Source organism: Herbaspirillum sp. SJZ107, from assembly GCF_006715485.1.
Classification (GTDB): domain Bacteria; phylum Pseudomonadota; class Gammaproteobacteria; order Burkholderiales; family Burkholderiaceae_D; genus Telluria.
This window is the reverse complement of sequence record NZ_VFNH01000002.1, coordinates 1609236-1632356: the sequence shown is the minus strand read 5'-3', so window position 1 is coordinate 1632356 and position 23121 is coordinate 1609236. Positions and strand designations below refer to the sequence as shown.

Sequence of the window (23121 nt, the reverse complement as noted above, 5' to 3'; positions counted from 1 at the left end):
CTGTCCAGCTGGCCATATGAAGTTACCATAGCGACATTAATCTGACAAATCTTGACAGAATCATGAATGCAACAAGCCCGACTCCCGGCACCGCCAACAACGGCGGCCACGCCTCCAAGATCATGGTCGTCGACGACGACGTCCGCCTGCGCGACCTGCTGCGCCGCTACCTGACCGAACAGGGTTTCCAGGTCGTCACCGCCGAAAGCGCCCCGGCCATGAACAAGCTGTGGCTGCGCGAGCGCTACGACCTGCTGGTGCTCGACCTGATGCTGCCCGGCGAAGACGGCCTGTCGATCTGCCGCCGCCTGCGCGGCGCCGGCGACCAGACCCCGATCATCATGCTGACCGCCAAGGGCGAAGACGTCGACCGCATCGTCGGCCTCGAGATGGGCGCCGACGATTACCTGCCCAAGCCCTTCAACCCGCGCGAACTGGTGGCACGCATCAACGCCGTCCTGCGCCGCAAGGGTCCCGACGAAATCCCGGGCGCGCCGAGCGAGACGCCGCAGACCTTCGAGTTCGGCGACTTCGTGCTCGACCTGGGCACGCGCACCCTCAAGAAGAACGGCGAGACCGTGCCCCTGACCACCGGCGAATTCTCGGTGCTGAAGGTGTTCGCGCGCCATGCGCGCCAGCCGCTGTCGCGCGAAAAGCTGATGGAACTGGCGCGCGGCCGCGAATACGAAGTCTTCGACCGTTCGCTCGACGTCCAGATCTCGCGCCTGCGCAAGCTGATCGAGCCTGATCCATCCAGCCCGCTGTACATCCAGACCGTCTGGGGCCTGGGCTACGTGTTCATTCCTGAAGGCCAGCCGCGCTAGTGTCGACGACGTTTGCCAACGGGCGCCCCGAACGGCGCGCCGCACCGCGCCGCCTCGGCTGGATACGCAGCGGGCTGTTCTGGCGCACCTTCTTCCTGCTGTCCGTGCTGACCGCGCTGTCGATGGCGTCCTGGATCGGCATGCTCAGCGTGTTCCAGCGCGGCTCGCAGGCCGAGCAGACCGCCGAGCTGCTGGTGTCCGTGGTCACCATCACCAAGGCGGCGCTGACCCACTCGGCGCCCGACCTGCGGCTGGAACTGCTGATGGAGCTGGTGTCGAACGAAGGCATCCGCGTGCTGACCCTGGAACCGACCGACCACGTGGAACCGCCGCCGGCCTGGCTATTGCCCGAGATCGCGGCGAGGGTGCGTGACCGGCTGGGCCAGGACACGCGCTTCTCGCGCCGCGTGAACGACATGCCGGGCTTCTGGGTCAGCTTCGACATCGACGGCGACAAGTACTGGCTGATGCTGGAACGCGAGCGCATCGCCAGCCTGACCGGCGTCCAGTGGCTCGGCTGGGCCACCCTGGTCGGCGTGCTGTCGCTGGTGGGCGCGGCGCTGATCTCGAGCCTGGTCAACCTGCCGCTGGCGCGCCTGACAGCGGCCGCGCGCGCGATCGCCCAGGGCAAGCGCCCTGCCCCGCTGCCGGAAAAAGGGTCGAAGGAGATCGTCGAGGCCAACCGCAGCTTCAACCAGATGATCGACGACCTGCAGCAGCTGGAAAAGGACCGCGCCGTGATCCTGGCCGGCATCTCGCACGACCTGCGCACGCCGCTGGCGCGCATGCAGCTCGAACTCGAGATGGCCAAGCTGTCGACCGAGGCGCGCGAGGGCATGCAGTCGGACATCGCGCAGATGGACGCCATCATCGGCCAGTTCCTCGACTTTGCGCGCCCGACCGAAGCCGCGACCTTCGTGCCGATCAACCTGTCCGAGCTGCTCGAGGACTGCGCCCGCGAAGCGGCGCGCCTGCAGGACGTGCGCGTCAGCGCCGACATCGACGGCGACATCCACGTACCGGCCAACTCGACCGACCTGCGGCGCGTGATCAACAACATCATCGAGAACGCCCGCCGCTACGGCAAGACGCCGGGCCAGGATGTCACCGAGATCGATATCGCCTGCCACGTCAAGCTCGGCGGCCACGGCCGGCGCGCGGTAGTCGAGATCAACGACCACGGCGTGGGCGTACCGGAAGACCAGATCCAGCTGCTGTTGCGCCCCTTCACGCGGCTGGACAGCGCGCGCGGCCAGGCCAACGGCGCCGGCCTGGGCCTGGCCATCGTCGAGCGGGTGGTCACGCGCCACAATGCCGAGCTGTCGGTCCGCAACCGCGACGGCGGCGGGCTGGTGATCGCCTTCTCATTGCCGCTGGCCGCCTAGGAGGAGCTCCCGCTATACTGGCGCCTTTCGTTTTTACAAAATGAAGGCGACAGACATGCTCGAAAACGCAACCCCACTCCAGTACGGCGACGTCGAACAGGCGGCCGCGCGCATCGACGGCGCGGCCCACCGCACGCCGGTCCTGACTTCGCGCACCGCCGACGCCAAGGCCGCTGCCACGCTGTTCTTCAAATGCGAGAACTTCCAGCGCATGGGGGCTTTCAAGTTCCGCGGCGCCTACAACGCCATCGCCAGATTCACCGAGGAACAGCGCCGCGCCGGTGTCCTGACCTACTCGTCGGGCAACCACGCGCAGGCGATCGCGCTGTCGGCCAGGCTGGCCGGCATCCGCGCCGCCATCATCATGCCGAACGACGCACCGGCACTGAAAGTGGCCGCGACCAGGGAATACGGCGGCGAAGTGATCTTCTACGACCGCTACACCGAAAACCGCGAAGAAATCGGCCGCCGCCTCGCCCAGGAACGCGGCATGACCCTGATCCCGCCCTACGACCACCCGGACGTGATCGCCGGCCAGGGCACGGCGGCGAAGGAACTGTTCGAGGAAGCCGGCGAACTCGACGTGCTGCTGGTACCGCTCGGCGGCGGCGGCCTGCTGGCCGGCTCGGCACTGTCCGCATCCGCGCTGTCGCCCAACTGCAAAGTGATCGGGGTCGAGCCGGAGGCCGGCAACGACGGCCAGCAATCGCTGCGCACCGGCCAGATCGTCGACATCGGCGTGCCCCAGACCATCGCCGACGGCGCCCAGACCAGCCACCTGGGCCAGCACAACTTCGCCGTGATCCGGCGCCTGGTGGACGATATCGTCACCGTCAGCGATGACCAGCTGGTCGAGACCATGAAATTCTTTGCCGAGCGCATGAAGATGGTCGTGGAGCCGACCGGCTGCCTGGCCGCCGCGGCGGCGCTGCAGGGTGTCTATCCGGTAGCAGGCAAAAGAGTCGGCATCCTGATCAGCGGCGGCAACGTCGACCTGGCGCGCTTCGCCAAACTGGTCGCCTGAGCGGCGTTAGGCGCCGCACAGTCGCGCCTGCCTCCTTGATCTAGAGTGGTCCTGTCGTCAATAATCGATCAAGGAGGCCAACATGAAACACCTGCTTCTTGCCGCCCTCGTGGCCGGCGCCTTCGGCAGCATCACCGTGCCGGCCGGCGCCCAGGCCGTCTACGTGGACACCCCGCCCCCGCCGCCACGCGCCGAACGCATGCCGGCGCCGCGCCACGGCTACGTCTGGTCGCCCGGCCACTGGGAATGGCGCCGCGGCCACCATGTCTGGATGCCCGGCCAGTGGTATCGCGAACGTCCGGGTTACGTCTACCAGGCCCCGGCCTGGGTCCAGCGCGACGGCCGCTGGGTGATGGAAGGCGGCCGCTGGGACCGCGGCGGCCGGCGCGACCGTGACGGCGACGGCGTGCCGAACCGCTACGATGCGCGGCCGAACAATCCGAACCGCAGCTGATTCCTTGTCCTGAGCGCGCCCTGCGCGGGCCACATGCACGAACGCAGTCCTGTCAATCCGGCGGACTGCGTTTTTCATTTCCACGCCACGAAAAAAAACCGCCTGCGCATTGCTGCGACAGGCGGGACAATCCAAGTTTTCACTTGGAGGAGACAGAGAGACGGGCAACACCCCTGCGCTGCCCTACCCGCCCCACATTGGGCCGGGGTCTTTTCCCACAAGTCCTCATCGAGGTTATGCATGGCGCGTCAACTTGTCAGCGTAGTCGCACAATCTGTTTCGGCCGCGCTGCATACCCGATCACGGCCGCCGCGTTTCGCCAGGTAGAGCTGGGCATCGGCCAGGGCAACCAGTCGGGAAAACTCGAAGCTGCCGTCGATCGGCATCGCCGCCACCCCGATGCTGACCGTTGCGCCGGAAAGCAGGCCGGGATGCGCGCAGCTGGCCCGATGGAATTCCTGCCGGGCGCGCTCGGCAAGTTCGATGAGCGACGCGCCCGAATGGCCATCGACGACGAAACAGAACTCTTCACCTCCCCAGCGGCATGGCATGACGTGCGGACTGCCGAGCGTGCGCATGACGTCGCCCATCATGACCAGGACGCTGTCGCCGGCGTCGTGCCCATACCGATCGTTGAGTGCCTTGAAATGGTCGATATCGAGCAACAGGACGCCCAGCGACCCGATCGGTCGCCCCGGCGCCAGCAGCGAATGGATGTGAGCGCGTAGGCCGCGGCGGTTCAATAGTCCCGTCAGCGGATCATGGGCCGCAACGGCCTTCAGCTCGCCGACCAGGCGCAGCAGGACCAGCAGGAAAAGTATCCAGTTGCCGATCAGCGCATTCGCCATCACGCCCAGCCAGGTGACGATATTCGCAAACGGAAGCTCGGGCGCAGCGTAGGTAATCGGGGCGGCCGCGGTGATGACCAGGAACCCCTGTGCCAGCGAGGCTGCGGCTTCGGCCAGCAGGACCAGGGCAGCGACCCGGTAGGCGCGGGAGGACTGCCGTTCCCGGTACCGCCACAGATACCATGCCGTCAGCCCGTTCACGCCCGCCTGGTACAACGATTGGGTAAAGATGCGGGCGACGCTGTCCGGCACGAACAGCGTGAATGCGATGGTCAGCAGCACGGCAATGGCGATGAGCAGCGACAGGCCGTGTCGCCGAAGCGGACGCCCTACGAACTGCGCTGTCCCGGCCAGGAACAAAGCGTGGCCGGCATCGAACGGGATGTTGAACAGCAGCGAAGCCCACTGCCAGTCGCCGATCAGGCGCGGCGCATCGAGCAGCACGGCACACCCCACCGACAGGCAGGCCAATGCCCATGAGCGCACGCCGGCAATGTGGCGCGCGGCGGCATGCAAGGTAAAGAACATGGCGCTGGCGGTGACCGAGGTCACGCCGAGCACGACCATTAAAGTGGGTTCATCGATATTCATTGCACTGTCAGGCTGGAACGGGCTTGCGACGGATAACCAGGCACAAGCTCCCATGCAATGAACGACCCGATGCGACTGTTCAGTTTTACGCGGCTTGTTGTGCAAGCTGCATAGTCCGCCACAAAGCCCTGGCGGGCAAGATAATTACCCCTGCATGTTGCAACGCACCAACCAACTGTTCGTCGATGCCGTCATTTGCCTGAAATTCAAAAAAAACGCCAGCCCGAAGGCTGGCGATAATCCAGGCGGGAGAGGCCCGGAGGAGACAGAGATAAAGCCAGCACATCACTGCATGGCTACGAGACAGAGGTTGGGACAGTCGGGGCATCCACAAGGGCCACGACGGGTTATCGATGGCGCGCCGCTCGGTAGGCCCAGTCGTACGGCCTGTTTTTTCCTCTGGCGAAGCAGTCCGGCTCCCGAAAAAGGGTGAGGCACCTAACAGACCACCCTGCCCTGGCGGCGCACGATGCAATTTCGATAAGGAGATTGCCATGAAGCGTACCGCCAGGATGATAAGCATGATCGCCGCCGCCGTGCTGGCGGCACCGGCCGCGATGGCCGGCGCCGACATCGTCAAATGCGTGGATTCGAGCGGCCACGTGACGTTGACCGACCAGCCCTGCGACGCCGGTACGGTGACGGTGCGGCTGGGACCGGAAGCGGCCCAGAATGCACAGCAGGCGACGCCGCGGCGCTATGTGCTGCCGGCCGTCGACCTGCGTCACGAGGCCTGGAAGCGGCCTGCCGTGGAGCGCCCGGCACCGCTGTCGCGCGATGTCGCGACCCTGAAGGCGGCGCGCCAGACCCTGCTGATGCTGGATGCGAAGCCGGCGCTGGCTGGCCTCAACTGAGTGTCAGTGGCGATCCCAGCGTGGTGAGTATTCGGGCAATGCCGGCTCGTTGGCCGGGGCGCCCAGCGTGCGCACCAGCTGCAGCACGTCTTCCGCCTTGATGAAGCTGGCCGACGAGCTGGCCGCCAGCAGCTTTTCCGGCGGCTGCGAGCGCGCGATGGCGAAGCCCTGCACGTAGTCGACGCCGATCTCGGCCAGCGTGCGGATCGTGGCGGCGTCCTCGGCCCACTCGGCAATCGTCTTCATGCCCAGGTTGGCGGCCAGGTTGACGATCGCCTCGACAATGGCGACATTGGCCGGATGGGCATTGATGTTGACGATGAAGTTGCCGTCGATTTTCAGCACGTCGGCCGGCAGTTCCTTCAGGTAGGAGAACGAGGTGTAGCCGGCACCGAAGTCGTCCAGTGCGACCTTGACGCCGAAGTTGCGCACCTGGTCGATGAAGCGGCGCGTGTTGTCGAGGTCGTGCAGCGCCACGCTCTCGGTGATCTCCATGCACAGGCGCGACGCCACGTGCGTGTAGCGCGACAGGATCTCCAGCGTGTCCTGCACGAAGCGCTCGTCGTTGAGCGAGGCGCCGGACAGGTTCATGCAGACGAAGCGCGTGTTCTTCAGGTTCTCGACGTTGTCCTCGATCCAGCCGAGGGTCGTATTCAGGACCCAGCGGTCGATCACGCCGGCGCGGCCGCTCTTCTCGGCGGCGGCGATCAGCGGGCCGGCCGGCGAGACCCGGCCGTCACGCTCGCGCATGCGCAGCAGCACCTCGAAGTTCAGCGATTCCATCGGCGCGTTCAGCGACATGATCGGCTGCATTTCCAGGAACATGCCTTCGGTGGCGTTGGGGCCGGCCAGGCGCTCGACCAGGCTCAGCTCGGCCTCGCGCTCCTGGAAGGCGGTCGAGCCGCGCTCGTAGACCACCAGGCCGTCGCTGTGGCCATCCTTGGCTTCGCGGCAGGCACGGTCGGCGGTCGACACCGCATCCTTCATCGGCATCCCCGGCGCGACTTCGATCAGCCCGACCGAGCTGCGCACGTGGAACGCCTTGTCGCCGACCCGGTACGGCGTGCCGCCGATGCGGTCGACGATACCGCGGCAGATCAGGGTCGCCAGCGGCACCGCGGTATCAGGCATGACGATCACGAATTCGTCGCCGCCGACGCGGCCGATCTTCTGGCCGCCGCCCAGCATCATTTCGATCCGCTCGCATACCTGCTTCAGCACTTCGTCGCCGGCGGCATGGCCGAACAGGTCGTTGATCAGCTTGAACCGGTCGAGGTCGATGTAGGCCAGGCTCAGCGGCTTGCCGCCGGCGAGCCGCTGCACCGCATCCTCGAACACCTTCTCGATACCGCGCCGGTTGTAGACCTTGGTCAGGGCGTCGTTGTCGGCCATGAAGCGCAGCTGTTCGGTGGCTTTCACCTTTTCCGTCACGTCCTGCATCACCGCTTCGATGCGGCCGTGCGCCAGCGTGGCGCTGACCATGAAGCAACGGTTGCCGTCGCGGCTGACGACCTGCATCTCGGCATCGCTCTGCATGTGCACCTGCTCGTGCAGCGTGATCCAGAAACTCTCGGCGAAGAACTGCTTCCAGGCAGTGCGGCCGGGGATGATGTCGACCACGTCGAGCATCTTCAGCATGGCCGGGTTGGCGCTCAGGAAGTGGCCGTACATGTCGAGCGTGAACAGGCCGACCGGCATCGCCTCGTAGGCGTGCTGCAGCTTGTCCTGCGCTTCCAGGCGCTTTTCGGTCTCGACCCGCATCTGTTCGGCCACGGCGAGCGCCGCCAGCATGCTCGAGGTCAGGGCCGCGGTCACGCTGTTGGCCACGCCGAGCAGCTCGCGCACGCCCAGCGCTGCCGCGAACACCTCGGTCAGGCTGGACAGGAAAGTGACGGTGAAGGAAGCCGCGAACCACATCGCCACGTGCGACTGCGAGCGCAGCATGACGCTGACCAGGCCCAGGATCATCAGCGACAGGCTGCCGGCCACGATGATCCACATGACCGGCAGGAAGCCGCCGTAGGGAAGCCAGATCGCGCACGGCAGCAGCGCCAGCACCAGCCACTGGACCACGCGCAGCAGCGGCGCGAAGCGGGTGCGCAGCAGGTCGGCGCCAAACAGCGTCATGTAGAGAGTGAGCGTGGCGATCGCGTACAGCGCCATGGTCAGCGCACGGCTCGGCAGCAGCCATTCGACCGGCACCTGCTGGCCCAGCCACTGGATGTCCCAGCCGGCCGACAGCGCCGCCACGCGCAGGTTCAGGATCAGCCAGCCCGCGAACTGCAGGTACAGCACCTGGCGGTTGATGACGGCGGTGACCAGGATGAACAGGCTCAGGACGATCATGCCGCCGTCCAGCAGGCCGGACTGGCGGTGGAACTGCTGGGTCGACAGCGCCAGCCGGTCGGCCGGCCATTGCAGCAGCGTCAGGTGGGCCGGGCCGGAAAAGACGGCGCGGCACAGCACGTCCCCGCGCGTCTTGGGCAGGCTCAGCGAGAAGCCGGCCTTGGCGTCGGCCAGGGCACCGTCGGCGCCGCCGCGGGTGGCGCTGCCCAGCATCTTCAGCGTCGCGACATCCCAGCAGCGCAGCGCGACCATATGGCGCGACGGGAATTCGACCGCATCCGGGATGCCGCCGAGGTCACGCGCATGGAAGGCGAACCAGACCGGCACCTCGGACAGGTGGGTATCGTAGGCATCGACCGGATGCGCATGCGCCAGTTCGCGCAGCGCGGCCGAAGGAATGAAGGTGGCGTCGTGGTCGGCGACGGCGCGGAAGGCCAGCGGCTGGCCGCCGCCGCCGGTGAAATGGCTGTTCCACAGCATGAGCACCAGCACCGACGCCAGCGCCACCCCGGCCGGCACGCAATACACCGACAACAGGCGCATCGTGGTTTCGATGCCCCGGTGAATCGCCATCAGGAACATCGGCTTGTGCGTGGGTGGGGACGGCTGGAAAGGTTGGAACATGGGTATCGATCAGGCTGTCAGGCCCCGGCGAACCGCCGGCAGCATCGGCCTAAAGGATACAGGCTCGCAATAATTCCGTCATGCAATATATTGCCGTCAAGCCATAGCGAAGCTTGGAACCCGTTCCATAACTGCATTCGGACGCGCCGCCGGCACGATCTTGTGGCGTGGCCGCAACTCGCCGATCTGGATGTCCGGGTGGTTGGTGTGGAACACGTACTTCATCAGCGGGTGGCGCGCCTCGCTCCAGCGCGCTTCGGCGGTAGCGACTTCGAAAGCCATCACACGGTGCGGTATGTTGCCGACATGGCGCAGCGGGATCCGCTCGCCCGGCCCGAACACGTCGCTGAACAGCAGCTGTTCGTACTGGCGGTCGATCGGCGCGCGGCCGGTGGCGATCGCATACTCGGTGCCGCTCAGCTGCCAGTACTGGAAGAAGGCCTTCATCAGCGCGACCTTGACCACGTGGCCGATGCGGCCTTCGGACACGCCCAGGCGCGTGACTTCGGCCAGGCGGCGGTCCCGCAGCCAGTCCGGCAGTTCGATCGATTGCTCCAGGTGCAGCGGACGGTAGGCATTGGTCTGGATGCGCGCGGTGCCGAGCGCCGTGCCGTCCAGCTTCGATTCGGCCAGCAGCACAATGCTGTCGTCTTCGTAGTCGCAGGCCTCGGGCGCTGCGAGAGTGCGCGCGAATTCCGGCACATGGCGTGCGTAGGCGGCATGGCGGACGCCGATCGCCTTCCACAGGCTGTCTTCGGTATCGACCCGGCGAACCGTGAACGGCAGGCGCTCCGTGGGCAGGGAAGACAGAATGTGTGCGGTGCTCATTTCCATGGCGGGGCAGTCCTTGAATAAGATGACAACAGAGAGAGGTGTTGATAATTATCAACCTTTTAAAAAAATCCTAAAGGTCGAAAAGACATCCCTTTTGCCTTCTATTCAACGAACTGCAGCCTACTGCACCGCTTCGGTGCGCATCACGCCATGAAACGCGCGGTGCCGGACACCCGGATCGAACTGCCGGGCAGCGCGCCGATGTCGGCATGCAGGCGCGAGCGCATGCCCATGTCTTCGCCTTGCACCACGTCGATGGCGCCGCCGTGCGGCCAGCCGATATCGCGCAGGTAGCCGGCCAGCGCGGCGGTGCCGGCGCCAGTGGCCGGGTCCTCGTACACGCCGCCGATCGCGAACGGATTACGGGTATGGAACAGGCGCCCGGTTTCGGCCCAGGCCAGCACGATCGTGGTCAGCCCGTACGCCGCCATCAGCGCGCGGCCGGCCTCGAGGTCGTAGCGCATCGCGGCCAGCTTGGCGCGGCTGGCCAGCGCCAGCACCAGGTGGTCGGCGCCGGCATGCGCAAAGCCGGGCGCGATGCGCGGGTCGAGATCGGCTTCGCCATAGCCGAACAGCGCCAGCGCGGCCTGCACCAGTGCCGGGTCGGCGGCGCGGCTGAAGGTGGGCGGCGATTGCAGCGCCGCGCTCACCAGGCCGCCCGCGTCGCGCCGCCCCTCGACCGTGATCGCGGCCGCGTTCAGGGTCAAGGCATACACGCCGTCGCCGTGGGCGCCGGCCAGCGCCGCACCCAGCGCGATGGTGGCGTGGCCGCAGAACGGCACCTCGGACGCGGGCGAAAAGTAGCGCACGCGCCAGCCGCCGTCGACCGGCGCGGCAAAGGCGGTTTCGGAAAAGCCGACTTGGTGCGCCAGGCGCTGCATGACGTCCGCCGGCGGCAGGACGGCGCCGGTCCAGACGCCGGCCGGGTTGCCCCCTACCGCGCCATCGGAAAAGGCGGCGATGCGCAGGATCGGATCTTGATGTTCAGTCACGCTGGACTCCTCGACAATATAGATAGAAAAACATGTTCAGAAACCCGGCGGGCGCTCGCCCGCCACGCCGGCTTCCTTTTCCAGCGCCAGGCCGACACGGGCGATGGTGCCTTCGTCGAACAGGCGGCCGATCAGGGTCACGCCGTGCGGCACGCGGCGCGGCGGCGCGAAGGTCGGCAGCGGCTGGGCCGGGTTCGGCGCCCAGTCGCTGCGCGCCTGCCCCACTTCCACGGTGCCGGTGCGCAGCGTCAGCGACGGATGGCCGGTATTGTTCGAGATGGTCAGCATTTCGTCGCGCAGCGACGGCACCAGCAGCAGGTCGACCTGCTGGAAGATGCGCGCCATCTCGAGCGCCACCTTGCGCCGCAGGCGGTCGGCCTGCACGAAGTCCACCGCCGACAGGAAGCGCGCCTCGCGGAACAGGTTGGGCCAGGCATCCGGCACCTGCGCCTTGAGCTGGTCGACGCGGCCGTCCAGCGTGATTTCTTCGAAGGCGGCGGCGGCTTCGGCGAACAGCACGGTGTTCAGCGATTGATAGGGCCAGTCCGGCAGTGTCACCGGCACCGGGCTCAATCCGAGACACTTGATGGTCTCCAGCGCGGCGCGGTCGACGTCGGTGGCCGGGGCTTCCTTCATCCAGTCGGCGAAGTAGCCGACCTTCAGGCCCTTGACGCCGGCGCCGGCGTCGAAATCGAGTCTGGCCGGCACGCCGGCGACGTCGCCCGCGTCCGTGCCCGAAATCGCCTGCAGCACCAGCATCGCATCTTCGACGCTGCGCGTCATCGGCCCCAGCTTGTCGAGCGACCAGCACAGCGTCATGGCGCCCGTGCGCGGCACCCGGCCGTAGGTCGGGCGCAGGCCGGTCACGCCGCAGCGCATCGACGGGCTGATGATGCTGCCGCCGGTCTCGCTGCCGATCGAGAACGCCACCAGCGCGGCGGCGGTGGCGGCACCCGGCCCCGCGCTGGAGCCGGACGCGCCCTCGTCAAGCAGCCACGGATTCATGGTCTGGCCACCGAACCAGACGTCGTTCAGCGCCAGCGCGCCGAGGCTCAGCTTGGCCACCAGCACGGCACCGGCCGCGCTCAGCTTCGCCACCACGGCCGCATCCTGCTGCGGCACGCGGTCGCGGTAGAACTCGGCGCCCCAGGTGGTGCGGATGCCGGCGGTGTCCAGCAGATCCTTGACGCCGTAGGGAATCCCGTGCAGCGGGCCGCGGTACTTGCCGGCGGCGATCTCGCGGTCGGCCTGGCGCGCCTGCGCCAGCGCATGTTCCTCGGTCAGGGTGATCACGCTGCGCAGCCTGGGGTCGAGGCGCTTGATGCGCTCGATATAGATGCGGGTCAGGCGCTCCGAGGTGATGGCACGGGTCTCGACCCAGCGCGCCAGCCTGGTCACCGGAGCATGGGCGATGTCTTCGTCGCGCGCCGGCAGCGCGCCGGGGTTGACGCGGCTGCGCACGAAGCGTCCGGTCTTGTTGATGCCTGCGCCGCTGCCGCCGGCGGCATCGAGCGGCTTCCACACCGTGGCCGGGGCCAGGTCCGGCGCCAGCGCCACCTTGCGCGGCCCGGTGCGCCGTTCCACCGTCGACGCCAGCGACACGCGCCAGCTGCCCGCCATCATTGCGCGCTGCGCCGGCGTATTCGTCACCTGCATCAGCTTCTCCGCTTCGGCGAAGGTGGCCGGCGTGACGGCCGGGCCGAAGCCGGGGGTGGCGCCGAAGGTCGGCGGGGCGCCCGGGGTACTTGCAGGCGCAGCAGGGGCAGGCGTGGCGCCGTCTTGCGGCAGCGGTTCGGCACGGACGGCTTCGGCCACGGCCAGCAGGCCGAGCGGGGCGTTGATCAGGAATTGGCGGCGTTGTTTCATGGACCCTCGGTGGTGATCGGTAGATAGGTAAGACACGAGTGCAACCCGATGATCCTACCGTAGCGCCGCGATCGAAACAACGTCGGGACCGGCGCGCCGCCGCCAGACGCGCCATCCTCCTCGTTCGCGCTCAGCCGCCGCCGTGCCCTGCCCCCGGATGCGCGACCTGGTCGAGCTCATCGTAGTGGCGGAAGATGCCCTCCTCGTTGAATGGCAGGCGCCGTTTCGACGCCAGGTAGGCCGCGATGCGCGGCCGCTGCGCCACCCGGTCGTGCAGTGCGCTCAGCAGCGGATAGCCGGCGTCGATCCGCGCCAGCGCCTGCGGGAAGGCGTAGCGCAGGCCCGCCACCAGCTGGAACAGCGACAGGTCGGCATAAGTCACGCGCTCGCCCAGCAGGTAGTCCTTCGGTTCAGGGCGGCCCAGGATGCCTTCGAACCAGTCGAAGAATTTCGGAATGCGGGTCTCGATGAAATCGGCCGCGCGGCGCTTGGCTTCCGGGCGCTGGTCTTCGTAATACAGCGAGGTCGCGATCGGGTGGTGGGTGTCGTGAGCCTCGGCCACCAGGTCGGCGATGGTCAGCTGGATCTGGTTGACCCACAGCCGGCCCTGCTCGTCATCCGGCGCCAGCCCGTGGCGCTGTCCCAGGAACAGCAGGATATTGGCGGTCTGGCCGACCAGCAGCTCGCCCGCCTTCAGGAAGGGCGGCGCAAAGGAGGGATGGTCGGGGCCATCCATGGCCGCCATCATGCGCCCCATGCCGCCCGGTTCGCGCGCCACGTCGACATAGGGGACACCGGCCTCTTCCAGGGCCAGGCGAACGAATTCCCCGCGGCCCTGGATCGTAGGCCAGTAAAAAAGTTCATACGCCATCGCTGCCTCCTCGTGTTGTTCGGTCTGACTCAATTATTGAGCATGATTCCGAATGTTCGGCGCGGCAATCGTGCTAGTCTTCGGTTTGGCAACGACGCCTGACAAAAAATTAATAACAAGAGACATGTCCACAACAAATATCACGCACGGAATCCACCTTCGATGGTGTCGATCTTGACCTGCTGAACGCATTGTTTCCGTTGAGCAATCTCACCGTGGCTATGCTAACGGTGCGACAAGATAAACACATCCGATAACGAAAGCGATTCCGGAGCGCCCATGATTTTCGCTCATCTCACCAAGCACTGGATGGCCCGCCGCCGCGAGGCCGGCCTTGCCTCCTGGCTGCTGTGCATCGCGCGCAGCGCACGCGTCCTGGCCTACTACCGCGACCACCGCGACCTGTACCGCCTCGGCGTCTACCGCCGCCACGTGGCCGGGCCGTCCAACGACGACCCCTTCCACCATCTCAGCCACCGCGACTACCTGATCAAGGGCCTGTCGCCGCGCCGCCGCGTGCAGGCCGTGCTGAGCCATTACCGCTTCGAGGAAACCACCTTCGACGACGCCTACCTGCAGGCCGTGTACGGTGCGCGCGGCCTGCCGCTGTGGCAGCACGAGGCCGAGGTGGACGGCCAGCTCAGCAGCTTCATGATCCAGCTCGAGATGGCCTCGCGCAGCAATGCCGAGGGCGACCTGAGCGTGGCCCTGGTGGCCGACGGCCGGTGCCTGCACCGCCTGTCCTTCAGCTGGCTCGACGGCCGCATGGTCGGGCTGGACATGCCGGTGGTGCCCTTCATCGCCCGCAACCAGGGCCGCTGGGCCGATTCCGGTGCCGCCTTCGACGCCTTCGAGCACGTCTTCCCCAACAACTCGCCCAGCTTCTTCTGCTTTGCCGCGATGCAGGGCATCGCCCAGGCGCTCGACATGGACAAGGTGATGGCAATCCGCAGCGATGCCCACATCGCCTACGACCCGGACCCGGACAAGCACTTCGCCAACGCCTACGACGGTTTCTGGAAGATCCTCGGCGGCACCGAGACCGGCAGCGGCTACGTCATCGGCCTGCCCTTCTACGTCAAGCCGCTGGCCGACATGCCGTCCAAGCACCGCAAGCGCGCGGCCCAGCGCCGCGAGCACTGGCGCGTGATCGGCGATGCGGCGCGCGCCACGCTGCAGCGCCACCTGCTGCATGCGCGCGTGCACGTCGAGCATCCGGCGCCGGTGCTGGAAACGGCGTAGGAAGCAATCTGCCGCTCCGGCGTCTATTGACATAAGTATTACATAGGCGCACACTCGCGCCTTCGCTAGGGGTCCTGGAAGTTCGCTTCCGGGTGAGAGATACCCTTCGTACCTGATCTGGATAATGCCAGCGAAGGAAAGCGCAACGCAGTTCCCATCTTGTTTGCCCTTCCCCCCGTTGGCTCCGGCTTTTGATAAAGCAGCGCAGCCGGACGGCGCGCGAAACGAGCAAACACATGAACCATCCACTGAAGCATTCGATCCTGGCTTGCGCGCTGATGCAGGCCTTTGCGGTATCAGCACAAACTGCGGCACAAACCACGGCCCCGGCCGACGCCGGCCAGCCGGTCAACGAAGTCGTCGTCACCGGTAACCGTTTCATCGCCCTCGACCGCGCCAGTGTCGGCGGCTTCGGCGAAGCCTCGCTGTTCGAGACCCCAGCCTCGATCATCGCGATCGGCCGCACCCAGATGCAGGACCTGTCGATCCGCTCGACCACCGAAGCCGTCCGCTTCGACGCCTCGGTCAGCGACGCCTACAACGCGGTCGGCTACGCCGAACAGTTCTCGATCCGCGGCTTTACGCTCGACAACAACTACAGCTACCGCAAGGATGGCTTCGCCATCCCGGGCGACACCCAGATCCCGCTCGAGAACAAGGAACGCATCGAGATCCTGAAGGGCCTGGCCGGCCTGACCGCCGGCATCGCGGCGCCGGGCGGCATCGTCAACTACGTCACCAAGCGTCCCACCGACAAGCCGCTGCGCTCGGCCACGGTCGAGGTCAGCGAGCGCGGCACGCTGTACGGCAGCGCCGACATCGGCGGCCGCTTCGAGGACCGCCGCTTCGGCTACCGCATCAACGCCGCCGCCGCCGACCTCCATCCCTACGTGCGCGGCGCCAACGGCGACCGCCAGTTCGTCTCGGGTGCCTTCGACTGGCAGATCACCCCGGATGCGCTGCTGCAGCTCGACATGGATTACCAGCGCAAGTCCCAGATCACGGCACCCGGCTACCAGCTGATCCGCGGCGAAGTGCTGCCCACCAACGTGTCGCCCAAGCTGCTGCTGAACGACCAGCCCTGGACCAAGCCGGTCGAGACGCGCGACACCAACCTCGGCCTGCGCTTCGAAGTCAAGCTGGCGCCGGGCTGGACCGCCACCGCCTCGGCCAACAAGCACTGGTTCAAGCGCGACGACTACACCGCCTTCCCCTACGGCTGCAGCAACGAGGGCGACGGCTACTACCCGGGCTACTGCTCGAACGGCGACTACGACGTGTACGACTACCAGAGCGTGGGCGAGCGCAAGAGCCCGTGGGGCGTGCAGGCCATGGTCCAGGGCAAGTTCGCCACCGGCACGCTGCGCCATGCGCTGACCGTGGGCGCTTCGTACAACGAGCGCCACGACAGCTTCGGCGACTACGTCTACGACTACGTCGGCTACAGCAACATCCGGCAGCCGCAGACCACGCCGCAGGTAGCGGCCGACCGCGTGACCGGCCCCGTATTCGAGCGCCGCAGTGACCAGGAAAGCGCGCTGTTCGCCCAGGATATCGTGACCCTCGGCCAGGGCTTCACCGTGCACGGCGGCCTGCGCTACGTGAAGATCAAACGCAGCGAGTTCGACGAGGACATCGGCGACAACGGCGGCTACGTCCATGCCGACAACAGCTTCACGCTGCCGAGCGTGGCCCTGGTCTACCGCATCGGCCGCGACTGGAATGCCTATGGTTCGTTCAGCCATGGCCTGCAGCACGGCGGCATCGCGCCCATGATGACCAGTAATCAATACCAGGTGCTGCCGCCGGCCCGTTCGCGCCAGGCCGAATTCGGCCTCAAGGGCGCCCTGTCGAATGGCCTGAATTTGTCGGCCGCGCTGTTCCAGATCCGCCAGGGCCTCGAGTACGAAGATCCGTTCCAGACCATCAATGGCCTGCATCCCTTCGTGCGCGGCGGGCGCGAGACCCATCGCGGCCTCGAGGTCTCGGCCGACGGCAGGACCGGCGCCTTCGACTACGGCGTCTCTCTGATGGGGCTGAACACGCGCCAGGACGGCACCGGCCAGGCCGGCATCGACGGCAAGCGCGTCACCGACGTTCCCGCCTTCAAGTCGACCGCGTGGCTGCAATACGCGGTGCCGGCGGTGCCGGGCCTGAAGGTGGACGGCATCTGGCAGTACGCCGGCAAGAAGGCCTTCGACGTCCAGAACACCGTGTTCGTGCCGGACTACCACGTGTTCGGCGCCGGCGCCTCGTACGGGCTGAAGCTGGGCGCGACGCAGGTGACCGTACGCGCGCGCGTGGACAACCTGTTCAACAAGTTCTACTGGCGCGACGTGACGCCTTCGCTGGGCGGCTACCTGCTGGCCGGGGCGCCGCGGACGTTCAGGTTGTCGGCGCAGTTTGATCTGTAAATTGCGGGCAGTACGTGCCCCTGCCTTTTTCCGTTAGCGCGTAAACGTCGCCCCTGCGAAGGCAGGGGTCCAAGTTCTGCAAGCGTGATCGAGACACGAACAAACTTGGATCCCCGCCTGCGCGGGGATGACGGTCTTGAGTTCACGTGGAAACGATGCGCTATCGGTTTTCAAAACGTATCGAGTAATACCTCAACCCGCGCCACCCGCTCTTCCAGCTCCCCCTCCACCAGCACATACGGTATCCCCCGCTCCGCCAGCACCGCCACCAGCTGCGCATGCACGCGCTGCCGCACTTCGTCCGAATCGCGCATCAGTCCATCCGGCACCCACGGCAGGTCCGGCGCCGCCACCAGCGTCAGCGCGTAGTCGTGCGCCGCCTCCAGCGCCAGCAGCGCAGGGGGCACGCGGCCCCAGTAGATGCGGCTGTAGACCGCCGTCATCAGCGGCGTGGTGTCGCAGAACAGGAAAGCGCGCGCGTCCGGCCGCGCCGCCATCGCATCCTCGCGCGCCAGCTGGGTCCGCGCGATGCCGGGCTGGTCGTCCTCGTGGGGCACGCGGCCGTGCACGTCGACGAACTCGCGCAGGTACTCGGGCACCCACAGCGTGCCGTAGCGGCGCGCCAGCGCATCGGCCAGGGTCGACTTGCCGGTCGACTCGGCGCCGAGAATGGCGATGCGCCGCGGCGCGGCCCGCGCCGTCATTGCACGCCCTCGCGTGCCGCCCTGTTCCAGGTGCGCAGGCCGATCGCGGCCATCACGACGAACAGCGCGTACAGCACGGCCGTCAGGTACAGGTGCTTGTGCACGTACAGGCCGACGTAGATGACGTCGACCACGATCCAGACGTGCCAGTTCTCGACCTTCTTGCGCGCCGTGAGCAGCGTACCGAGCAGGCTGCCGGCGGTCAGGAAGGCGTCGGTGCCCGGCACGTCGGTGTCGGTCGCGTGGCCGAGGAAGGCCCACAGCAGCAGGTAGCCGAGCGCCCAGCCGGCCAGGGCCAGGGTCCAGCCGGCGCGGTCCAGGCGCGTGACCACCAGCGGCGCGCCGGCGTCGACGCTGCTGCGTCCCCCTTTCAGCCACTGGGTCCAGCCCCACAGCGAGGCCGCGATGAACACGCCCTGCAGGCCGGCATCGCCGTACAGGCGCGCATCGAAGAACACGATGCCGTACATGGCCGACGAGACGATCGCGAACAGCCAGGCCCAGTGCAGGCGGCGGATGTTCAGCAGCACCGTCGCGATCGACAGGACGAAGGAAATCAGTTCCAGCGGCGTGGTCGTGAATCCAAGGATGAGGAGGCTGTCGTTCATGCGGGCGCCGTATCGGATGGGTCAGCGATTATCCGAGCTGCGGCGGCTTTATGCAAGGCGCCGCTGTCCGCACCGGTATCCGCGCCGCTGTCCGCTTCCGGACACCCTTGCCCGGCAGCGGGCAGCCCAGCGCCGGCAAACTGGCCGTTTCACCGGGGACACGGCCTGGCACGCTGCTTGCAATACAGGAAGCATAGCCACTTCGACGCACTGCACTATGGACCAAGCCATCCCGATCGACACCCTGCGCCGCCGCCGTCTGCACCACCTCGCCGGCGCCGCCTGCCTGTTCGCGGCGATGTGCGCAGGCGCCTGGGGCCTGAACCGCGTGCTGCGCCCGAGCGTGGATGCGGGCGCGATCGTGGTGTCCGAAGCCAGGTACGGCGACGTCGACAACACGATCAACGCCGCCGGCGTGGTCATCCCGGTGCACGAGGAAGTGGTGGCCAGCCCGGGCGCGAGCCGGGTCGCGCGGGTGCACGCCAAGCCGGGCCAGCAGGTGCGCCAGGGCGACCTGCTGCTCGAACTCGACGACCGCGCGATCCGGCTGGCGCTGGAAGCGCTGAAGGAACAGCTGGCGCAACAGGACAACCGCGTCGCCACCCTCGGCGTCGAGATGGACCAGAAGCTGAAGCAGACCAGAAGCAGCATCGAGCTGCTGGAAATCGACCTGCAGGCGGCGCGCGTGCGCCACGAGCGCAACCAGAAGCTGCGCGCCAGCGGCCTCGTCTCCGGCGAAGACCTGCTCACCGCGGAGCTGAACGTCAGGCGCACCGAGATCCAGCTGCGCCAGCAGCGCGAACTGGTCGAGGACACGCGCCGCGCCACCGCCGGCGGCGTCGCCGCGGCCAAGCTGCAGCAGGCCATCCTGCACAAGCAGATCGCGCAGCAGGAGCAGCTGCTGGCCCAGACCCGCGTGTGCGCGCCCTTTGCCGGCATGCTGACCTGGGTGCTCGAGGAAGAAGGCGCCAGCGTCGCCGCCGGCCAGCTGGTGGCGCGGGTCTCGGAACTGAACAACTACCGGGTCGAAGCCAGTTTGTCGGACTTCCACGCGCGCCTGCTCGCCGCCGGCCAGCCGGTGCGCGTCGAGCAGAACGGCGAGATCCTGGCCGGGACCGTGCACACCATCCTCCCCGAAATCCAGAACGGCAGCATCAAGCTGCTGGTCGACCTGGCCAGCCCGCGCAACCCGAACCTGCGCAACAAGATGCGGGTGGACGTCAACGTCGTGACCGCGCACCGCGCGCAGGTGCTGGTGCTCGACAACGGCGCCGCCTTCAACGGCCGCGGACGCCAGCCCGCCTTCGCGGTACGGGACGGCGTGGCGCGCAAGACCATGCTGGAACTCGGCGCCAGCGACGGCAAGGTCATCGAAGTGGCGGCCGGTGCCCGGCCGGGGGACCGCTTCATCGTATCCGACACGGGTGCCTTCAAGGACCTGGACAGCATCCGCATAGCCAACTAGGAGATTCACATGATCAGATTGAACAAGGTCAGCAAGACCTACCGCACCGACAAGGTCGAGACGCTGGCGCTGAAGGACATCGACCTGCAGGTCGCGCGCGGCGAATTCGTGGCCATGATGGGGCCGAGCGGCTGCGGCAAGAGCACGCTGCTGAATCTCATCGGCCTGCTCGACCGGCCGGGCCAGGGCAGCATCGAGATCGACGGCGTCGCCATCACCCGCTACCGCGACCGCCAGCTGGCGAAACTGCGCAACCAGACCTTCGGCTTCATCTTCCAGAGCTTCCACCTGATCCCGGACCTGCGCGTGATCGACAACGTCGAGCTGCCCCTGCTCTACCGCAGCGGCAGCGATGGAAAAAGCAGCGAGCGCCGCCGGCTGGCGCGCGAGGCGCTGGAACGGGTGGGTCTCTCCGCGCGCATCGACCACTACCCGAACCAGCTGTCGGGCGGCCAGCAGCAGCGCGTGGCGATCGCGCGCGCCATCGTCGGCCAGCCGCAGGTGCTGCTGGCCGACGAACCCACCGGTAACCTGGACAGCAAGATGGGCGCCGAGGTGATGGACATCCTGCTCAAGCTGAATGCCGAGGGCACCACCGTGGTGATGGTCACCCACGACGAACAGGAAGCGCGCCGCGTGAATCGCATCGTGCGCGTGTTCGACGGCCAACTGGTGACGCCGGAGCGCCTTCATGCTGCGTAATTATCTTCTTACCGCCTACAAGGTCTTCATGCGCCGCAAGCTGTTCACGGCGATCAACCTGGCCTGCATCGTGCTCACGCTGGTGGTGCTGATGGTGATCACGGCGCTGCTGGAAACCGCGTTCTTCCCCTCCGGCGTCGAAGGCAGGAGCGCGCGCATGCTGCAGGTGTACGGCATCCGCAGCGAGGGCGCCAAGAGCGAGACCTGGCGCACCACCCTGATGGGCTACAAGGCGATCGAGCAAGCCTTGAAGCCGCTGGGTCTCGATCCGCATTCGGGCGTGGAACGCATGTCCGCCTTCACGACGCCAACCTCGGTATCGGTCTACCAGGGCGACCGCGTCAGCGAAGTGGATCTGCGGCGCGTCGACGCCGATTACTGGAAGATCCTCGACTTCAAGCTGCTGGGCGGACGCCTGCCGGACGCCGGTGACGAACAGGCCGGGCGCATGGTGGCGGTGATCAACGCCAGCACCGCGCGCAGGCTGTTCGGCACGGCTGGCGCGCCTGGCCACGCAGTTGGCCAAACGGTTGCGGCCAGTGGCCAGCAGTTCCAGGTCATCGGCGTGGTCGAGGATGCGCTCCAGATCAATGCCTATGCCGACATGTGGGCGCCGCTCACCACCTTCCCCTCGAGCGACTACCGCAACGAGATCACCGGCAACTTCGCCGCGATGCTGCTGGCGCGCGACCCGGCCGACCTGCCACGCATCCGCCAGGCGGTCGAGCGTGCCGCAAAGGCCTTCGTGACGGAAGACCCGCACGTCTATTCCATCACCCAGTTCTGGGCCGACAGCAAGCTCGATGTGTTCGCGCGCGCCCTGCTGAGCAACCAGGCCGTGGCCGACTCCGGCGCCGGCCAACTGCTGACGATGATCGGCGGCGGGATGCTGGTGTTCATGCTGCTGCCGGCACTCAACCTGGTCAACCTGAACACCGGCCGCATCCTCGAGCGCAGCGCCGAGATCGGCGTGCGCAAGGCCTTCGGCGCCACCAGCCTGCAGCTGGTCGGCCAGCTGGTGGTCGAGAACGTGCTGCTGTGCCTCGTGGGCGGCCTGCTCGGCCTGGCCTGCACCCGCGTCGTGCTGTGGTGGCTGGAAGCCTCGCAACTGATCCCTTACCTCGAAGTCCACCTGAATGCCACCGTGTTTGGCTGCGGCATGCTGCTGGCCTTTATCTTCGGCCTGCTCTCCGGCGTGATCCCCGCCTGGAAGATGTCGCGCCTCGACCCCGTCCACGCCCTGAAAGGAGCCGCGTGATGCTGCGCCACCTGTTGAAACTGACCTGGAAGCGCAAGTCCAGGCACCTGATGCTGAGCCTCGAGATCCTGCTCGCCTTCGCCGTCGTGTTCGGCATCGCCGCCTTTGCGCTGCGCTACATGCAGCTGTACCGCGAGCCGGCCGGCTTCGACGGCACCGACGTCTGGTCGGTGGCCATCGTCACCGGCGACAGCAAGGCGTCCGCGATCCCGGCCGACGTCTACGACACGCTGCGCCGCAACCTCAAGGCGCTGCCGGAGGTGCGCGAGGTCGGCTTTGTCTCGTACTCGCCCTACACCAACTCGACCTGGATGAACGCCTACCGATCGCCGCAGACCGGCGCCGAGGTCGCCACCAACATCCTGGAAGCCAGCGACGACGTGGCCGCCGCGCTGGCGATCCCGGTCGTGCGCGGGCGCTGGTTTTCCGCCACCGACGAAGGTGCCCCGGTCGTCCCGGCGGTCATGAACCGGCGCCTGGCAGCGGCCATGTTCCCGGGCCAGGAAGCGCTCGGCCGCGAGTTCACCGACAAGGACAGCAAGCGCACGATCAAGGTGGTCGGCATCGTCGACGAATTCCGCCACCGCAGCCCGCTGATGGTCCCGGTGAATTTCATCATGACGCGCTTCGCGCCGCTCGCCGGCGAGTCGCGCGTGCGCACCATCGTGCTGAAGGTCGCGCCGGGCACGCCGCGCGGCTTCGAGGCCAGCCTGAACCGGCAGCTGAAGCTGGTGCGCAACGACTGGTCGTACACGATCGCGCCGCTGGCGACCATGCGCGCTTCGCAGATGAAGGAGCTCCTGATCCCGCTGGCGGTGCTCGGGGTGATTGCCGCCTTCATGCTGGCCATGGTGGCATTCGGGCTGTTCGGGGTGCTGTGGCAGAACACCGCGCGCCGCATTCCCGAGATCGGCCTGCGCCGCGCGATCGGCGCGCGCGCCGCCGACATCTACCGCCAGATCGTCGCCGAGCAGCTGCTGCTCAGCTCCGTCGCCATCGTGCTCGGCCTGGTCCTGCTGGTGCAGCTGCCGCTCACCGGCGCGCTGGGCCAGATGATGAACTGGCCAGTGTTCCTGGGGGCCGCGGGGCTGTCGATGGTGGTGATCTATCTGCTATCCTTGCTGTGTTCCCTGTACCCGGGCTGGCGCGCCAGCCGTCTCAGCCCGGCCGAAGCACTGCACCACGAATAAGACGCCATCCGAGATTGAATACCGT

General features: G+C 67.1%; 19 protein-coding genes and 1 riboswitch. Of the genes, 11 read left to right on the top strand and 8 right to left on the bottom strand.

Annotated features, from left to right (window positions below; genetic code table 11):
• Positions 1-62: 62 nt before the first annotated feature.
• The 4 genes from ompR to FBX97_RS17035 all read left to right on the top strand — a co-directional run bounded on the left by ompR (position 63) and on the right by FBX97_RS17035 (position 3687).
• Positions 63-824 carry a two-component system response regulator OmpR gene (gene ompR / locus FBX97_RS17050; RefSeq protein ID WP_141833669.1) on the top strand — a complete coding sequence of 254 codons (762 nt, stop codon included), beginning with the start codon at positions 63-65 and terminating at the stop codon, positions 822-824.
• A complete protein-coding gene (locus FBX97_RS17045; RefSeq protein ID WP_370457260.1) occupies positions 824-2209 on the top strand; it encodes an ATP-binding protein in 1386 nt (461 codons plus the stop codon). The genes ompR and FBX97_RS17045 overlap by 1 nt, the downstream gene beginning before the upstream one ends.
• Before the next feature lie 55 nt (positions 2210-2264).
• Complete coding sequence (locus tag FBX97_RS17040; RefSeq protein WP_185748618.1) at positions 2265-3233, top strand: threo-3-hydroxy-L-aspartate ammonia-lyase; 969 nt, start codon at positions 2265-2267, stop codon at positions 3231-3233.
• An 82-nt stretch (positions 3234-3315) separates the two neighbouring features.
• Positions 3316-3687 (top strand): YXWGXW repeat-containing protein, encoded by a 372-nt coding sequence (locus tag FBX97_RS17035; protein ID WP_141833662.1) that lies wholly within the window; start codon positions 3316-3318, stop codon positions 3685-3687.
• Between the two features lie 248 nt (positions 3688-3935).
• On the opposite strand, the gene FBX97_RS17030 is transcribed toward FBX97_RS17035, so the two are convergent.
• The gene (locus FBX97_RS17030) at positions 3936-5126 is read right to left on the bottom strand and encodes a diguanylate cyclase (protein ID WP_185748617.1); all 1191 of its coding nucleotides are present in this window, start codon (positions 5124-5126) and stop codon (positions 3936-3938) included.
• A gap of 494 nt (positions 5127-5620) precedes the next feature.
• Between FBX97_RS17030 and FBX97_RS17025 the strand changes: the two genes are divergently transcribed.
• Positions 5621-5980, top strand: coding sequence for a DUF4124 domain-containing protein (locus FBX97_RS17025; protein ID WP_141833656.1), 360 nt, complete (start codon positions 5621-5623; stop codon positions 5978-5980).
• A gap of 3 nt (positions 5981-5983) precedes the next feature.
• Here the strand turns inward: FBX97_RS17025 and FBX97_RS17020 are convergent, their stop codons facing one another.
• From FBX97_RS17020 to FBX97_RS17000, 5 genes are all read right to left on the bottom strand, one after another.
• A complete protein-coding gene (locus FBX97_RS17020; protein WP_255517499.1) occupies positions 5984-8950 on the bottom strand; it encodes a bifunctional diguanylate cyclase/phosphodiesterase in 2967 nt (988 codons plus the stop codon).
• A gap of 96 nt (positions 8951-9046) precedes the next feature.
• Complete coding sequence (locus FBX97_RS17015) at positions 9047-9778, bottom strand: hypothetical protein (RefSeq protein ID WP_141833653.1); 732 nt, start codon at positions 9776-9778, stop codon at positions 9047-9049.
• 149 nt (positions 9779-9927) lie between these two features.
• A complete protein-coding gene (locus tag FBX97_RS17010) occupies positions 9928-10776 on the bottom strand; it encodes a PhzF family phenazine biosynthesis protein (RefSeq protein ID WP_141833651.1) in 849 nt (282 codons plus the stop codon).
• A gap of 36 nt (positions 10777-10812) precedes the next feature.
• Positions 10813-12642: an amidase gene (locus FBX97_RS17005; RefSeq protein WP_141833648.1), complete on the bottom strand. Its 1830-nt coding sequence runs from the start codon at positions 12640-12642 to the stop codon at positions 10813-10815.
• 130 nt (positions 12643-12772) lie between these two features.
• Entirely contained in the window at positions 12773-13513 is a 741-nt protein-coding gene (locus FBX97_RS17000; RefSeq protein ID WP_141833645.1) for a glutathione S-transferase, read from the bottom strand.
• Positions 13514-13792: 279 nt separating this feature from the next.
• Here FBX97_RS17000 and FBX97_RS16995 point away from each other — a divergent pair, with 279 nt between their 5' ends.
• Positions 13793-14755: a DUF535 family protein gene (locus FBX97_RS16995; RefSeq protein WP_141833642.1), complete on the top strand. Its 963-nt coding sequence runs from the start codon at positions 13793-13795 to the stop codon at positions 14753-14755.
• A gap of 57 nt (positions 14756-14812) precedes the next feature.
• Positions 14813-14911, top strand: a riboswitch (TPP riboswitch).
• Between the two features lie 80 nt (positions 14912-14991).
• Positions 14992-17169, top strand: coding sequence for a TonB-dependent siderophore receptor (locus FBX97_RS16990; protein ID WP_141833639.1), 2178 nt, complete (start codon positions 14992-14994; stop codon positions 17167-17169).
• Positions 17170-17339: 170 nt separating this feature from the next.
• On the opposite strand, the gene FBX97_RS16985 is transcribed toward FBX97_RS16990, so the two are convergent.
• Positions 17340-17873 carry an AAA family ATPase gene (locus FBX97_RS16985; protein ID WP_141833636.1) on the bottom strand — a complete coding sequence of 178 codons (534 nt, stop codon included), beginning with the start codon at positions 17871-17873 and terminating at the stop codon, positions 17340-17342.
• Positions 17870-18481, bottom strand: coding sequence for a nicotinamide riboside transporter PnuC (gene pnuC / locus FBX97_RS16980; RefSeq protein ID WP_141833633.1), 612 nt, complete (start codon positions 18479-18481; stop codon positions 17870-17872). Before pnuC ends, FBX97_RS16985 begins: the two co-directional genes overlap by 4 nt.
• 217 nt (positions 18482-18698) lie before the next feature.
• Between pnuC and FBX97_RS16975 the strand changes: the two genes are divergently transcribed.
• Genes FBX97_RS16975 through FBX97_RS16960 form a run of 4 tightly spaced genes read left to right on the top strand, consistent with a single transcriptional unit; the run spans position 18699 to position 23096 of the window.
• Positions 18699-19946, top strand: a complete 1248-nt coding sequence (locus FBX97_RS16975; protein ID WP_141833630.1) for an efflux RND transporter periplasmic adaptor subunit — start codon at positions 18699-18701, stop codon at positions 19944-19946.
• A gap of 9 nt (positions 19947-19955) precedes the next feature.
• Complete coding sequence (locus FBX97_RS16970; RefSeq protein WP_141833627.1) at positions 19956-20648, top strand: ABC transporter ATP-binding protein; 693 nt, start codon at positions 19956-19958, stop codon at positions 20646-20648.
• Complete coding sequence (locus FBX97_RS16965) at positions 20638-21906, top strand: ABC transporter permease (RefSeq protein WP_141833624.1); 1269 nt, start codon at positions 20638-20640, stop codon at positions 21904-21906. Before FBX97_RS16970 ends, FBX97_RS16965 begins: the two co-directional genes overlap by 11 nt.
• A complete protein-coding gene (locus FBX97_RS16960; protein WP_141833621.1) occupies positions 21906-23096 on the top strand; it encodes an FtsX-like permease family protein in 1191 nt (396 codons plus the stop codon). The genes FBX97_RS16965 and FBX97_RS16960 overlap by 1 nt, the downstream gene beginning before the upstream one ends.
• Positions 23097-23121 lie beyond the last annotated feature (25 nt).